4 protein-coding genes are annotated in these 2,791 nt (G+C 60.4%); all 4 read left to right on the top strand.

What is annotated here, in order from left to right; all coding sequences use genetic code 11:
• Positions 1-811: glycosyltransferase family 2 protein (locus tag P8X48_13175; GenBank protein ID MEJ2108254.1), on the top strand; the 811-nt coding region annotated here is incomplete at its 5' end.
• A complete protein-coding gene (locus tag P8X48_13170; protein MEJ2108253.1) occupies positions 789-1,418 on the top strand; it encodes a class I SAM-dependent methyltransferase in 630 nt (209 codons plus the stop codon). The genes P8X48_13175 and P8X48_13170, both read left to right, overlap by 23 nt.
• Positions 1,400-2,344 carry a hypothetical protein gene (locus tag P8X48_13165; protein MEJ2108252.1) on the top strand — a complete coding sequence of 315 codons (945 nt, stop codon included), beginning with the start codon at positions 1,400-1,402 and terminating at the stop codon, positions 2,342-2,344. The genes P8X48_13170 and P8X48_13165 overlap by 19 nt, the downstream gene beginning before the upstream one ends.
• Positions 2,341-2,791 (top strand): hypothetical protein (locus P8X48_13160; protein MEJ2108251.1); only part of this gene is annotated, 451 nt, incomplete at its 3' end. The genes P8X48_13165 and P8X48_13160, both read left to right, overlap by 4 nt.

The following is a 2,791-nucleotide window of genomic DNA, read 5'->3' as shown; positions in this document are numbered from 1 at the left end:
TGCGAAGGCGTTCCTTGCCGGCCTCGATGCATCCCTGGCGGCGGGCGCGGATATCATCGTGAATACCGACGCCGACAACCAGTACAATGCGGCGGATATCCCTGCGCTGGTGGCGCCCGTCCTGGAGGGGCGGGCCGATATCGTGATCGGGGAACGACCGATCGATGAGATCAGGCACTTCTCAGCGGCAAAAAAGATTTTGCAGAAGATCGGCAGCTGGGCCGTACGCCTGGCAAGCAAGACCACCATACCGGACGCACCCAGCGGTTTTCGTGCCTTCAGCCGCGACGCGGCCATGCGTCTGCATGTGTTCAATGACTATACGTACACACTGGAAACGATAATCCAGGCGGGGCAAAAGAATATGGCGATCGTGTCCGTACCCATTCGCGTCAACGAGGAACTTCGTCCCTCACGGCTCGTGAAAAGCATACCGAGCTATGTACGCAAGTCACTCCTGACGATTGTTCGCATCTTCATGACCTACCGGCCGTTTCGCTTTTTTGCCGTACCCGGCATAGTAATATCCGCTGTTGGCATATTGATCGGAGTTCGTTTTCTCGTCTTCTTTTTCTCCGGCAGCGGCGAGGGACATGTGCAGTCCCTGATCCTTGCCGCGCTGCTGATCAGTACGGGATTTTTCATGATCGTCGTCGGGCTGGTCGCCGATCTGATCGCGGTGAACCGAAAACTGCTGGAAGAGATCGACTGGCGGACGCGCAAGGTCGAGGAAAAGATGACTACCGTCCTGCAGCACAGCCAGTCCGTTGGCGTTGCCCCGCACAAAGATGAAACAGAAACCCATCGTTGAAGACGGAATCATCGCCGGCAATGTCTATGACAAGTACGGCACGAAAAATCCCCTGGCCCGCGTTCTGGTCTCCAGGTTTCTGGAATCAGTTCGGGAACTTGTATCGCGGGTCGAGCCATCGTCCATACACGAAGTGGGTTGCGGAGAGGGCAATCTGACCCGGATGTTGTGTTCCTTCGATGCCACGATGCGCGCGAGCGATTTCTCCCGCGAAGTGATTGCGGTGGCGCGATCCGGTCTGACCGACCTCGTGGACCAGGTGGAATGGAATATCGCCAGTATCTATGACCTCGATCCCGCGGTCGATGCCGCCAACCTCGTCGTGTGCTGTGAAGTGCTGGAACATCTGGAGCAGCCGGAGCGGGCGCTGCAGGTGCTGTCCGCACTGGCCAGGCCCTGGCTGCTTGTCAGTGTGCCGCGCGAGCCGTTGTGGCGGGTTCTGAACCTGTTGCGCGGCAAGTACCTCGGGCAGCTGGGGAACACCCCTGGACACCTCAACCACTGGTCGACCCGCGGATTCACGGATTTTCTTGCCACCCGCTTCGATCTCGTCGAACTGCGCACGCCCCTGCCGTGGACCATCGCCCTATGCCGGACGAAGGAATAAGCGCGCCCACGCATTCGCGCAGGTTTCCCTTGTGGGGCTACGTGCTTACCCTGGGTGCCGCGCTGTACCTCGTCTACAGGATCTGGGCGGGACGGGAGCAGATTCTGCAACAGAATCTGGGCGCAGGCCTTGTTGCCACCGCGCTGATCTGCGCCGCGGGATATGGATTGATTCTCTACTTTCTTTCCCACACGTGGTGGCGACTGCTTTTGTGGTTCGGCCAGACTCGCGTTGATCCCTGGTTGTGTCACCGCATTTACGCCCGCACACAGATCGCCAAGTATCTGCCGGGCAATGTCTTCCATTTTGCCGGCCGGCATGTGCTCGGCCGCCTTGCGGGACTGCCCCATGGCGCCTTGCTTGGTGCCACGGTCTATGAAGCCCTGGGCCTGGTCGTTGGCGGGACCGCGGTTGCCTTTTGCGGACTCGCGTTTGGCGACGTTCGTGCCGGGGCCTTCCCGAGGACCCTGGCGCTGGCGGCCATGGTGGTGGCAATCGCGACGCCCGTACTTTTCGACGCGACGCTCAAGCGCAGGTTCGGCCTGGCGTCGGAGCGGGAGCCTGAATCCGGTGCCTGGCGGGTGGCGATGGGGATGGCTGGGTTCTACGTTCGCTATATGGCGTTCTTTCTGGTCGTTGGAGCCATGCTTTACGCGATCGCCGCGGCGGCAGGGTCGGGCGTATCCCTGCGGCTCGCCGGCCCGGTGATCAGTATCTTCTCGGTGGCCTGGGTCGCAGGCTTCCTGACTCCCGGCGCACCTGCCGGCCTCGGTATCCGGGAGGCGGTAATCGTGTTTGCGCTCACGCCGCTTGTGGGAGAAGGTGTGGCCTTGCTTGCCGCCCTGTTGCTGCGTCTGGTCACCGGGTGTGGCGACTTGTTGTATTTCGCCAGTTCGTATCTGCTGCCGACGCGGAGGCCGGAATGAATCAGCTTGTCGATGGATTCGTCCAGCGAATCGGGGTTTACTTCCGGCGCGACGGAATCGAGACGCTGTTGCGAAAGGATATGGGTGCAGGCAGTTCCTACTGGCTCATCGCTCTGGCCGTGATTTTCATGATCGGTCTCGACCTCCGCGTGCAGATGGTGAATCAGACGCTGGTGCAGGCACCGATTCGGGCCGATGCACGGGATTACTTCGCCTACGCGTACAACCTTCGCATGAAGAACGTGTATTCGCGTTCGGTTGCAGCCCTCGCCAATCCCGATGCCGAGATCAAGCCGGATGCGATGCGCAGCCCGGGGTACCCCCTGTTTCTCGCCCTGTTCGTCGACGGGCGCCCGTCCAAAGAGATGCTGCGCAGCATCGAATTTACACAGGCATTCCTGTCGTCCTTGCTGGTGTTCCTGGCGTATTTCGCACTCACACCGGTTG

It is taken from the genome of Acidiferrobacteraceae bacterium, from assembly GCA_037388825.1.
In the GTDB taxonomy this organism is placed as follows: Bacteria; Pseudomonadota; Gammaproteobacteria; order Acidiferrobacterales; family JAJDNE01; genus JARRJV01.
Note: the sequence above shows the minus strand (reverse complement) of the source record. Positions and strands in the feature narration are given on the sequence as shown.

Excerpts from the sequence above, each read along its gene's own strand:
- P8X48_13165 (MEJ2108252.1), top strand. The coding sequence starts at position 1,400 with ATGCCGGACGAAGGAATAAGCGCGCCCACGCATTCGCGCAGGTTTCCC.
- P8X48_13170 (MEJ2108253.1), top strand. The coding sequence starts at position 789 with ATGAAACAGAAACCCATCGTTGAAGACGGAATCATCGCCGGCAATGTC.